The organism is Pseudomonas sp. SIMBA_068 (genome assembly GCF_046534705.1).
Classification (GTDB): Bacteria; Pseudomonadota; Gammaproteobacteria; order Pseudomonadales; family Pseudomonadaceae; genus Aquipseudomonas; species Aquipseudomonas putida.
This window is the reverse complement of record NZ_JAWRYI010001240.1, coordinates 1-248: the sequence shown is the minus strand read 5'-3', so window position 1 is coordinate 248 and position 248 is coordinate 1. Positions and strand designations below refer to the sequence as shown.

Below are 248 nucleotides of genomic sequence, written 5' to 3'. Positions count from 1 at the left end.
GACGAAGCCCAGGCCAGCAGCCTGATCAAGACCTTACTGATCGCCGCCGCCGCCGCGCTGCTGGGCCTGCTGCTGATCTGGCTGACCGCCACTGGCGTCACCCGCCCGATCAACAACGTGGCAGCCATGCTCAAGGATATCGCCAGCGGCGAGGGTGACCTGACCCAGCGCCTGGCGTACGCCAAGAAAGATGAACTGGGCGAACTGGCGAACTGGTTCAACCGCTTCCTCGACAAGCTGCAACCGAC

Annotated in this window: 1 protein-coding gene; it reads left to right on the top strand. The window is 64.1% G+C overall.

Annotation, left to right across the window (positions count from 1 at the left end):
• On the top strand, positions 1-248 hold a 248-nt coding region (locus tag SB756_RS33510; RefSeq protein WP_410913691.1), incomplete at both ends, for a HAMP domain-containing protein.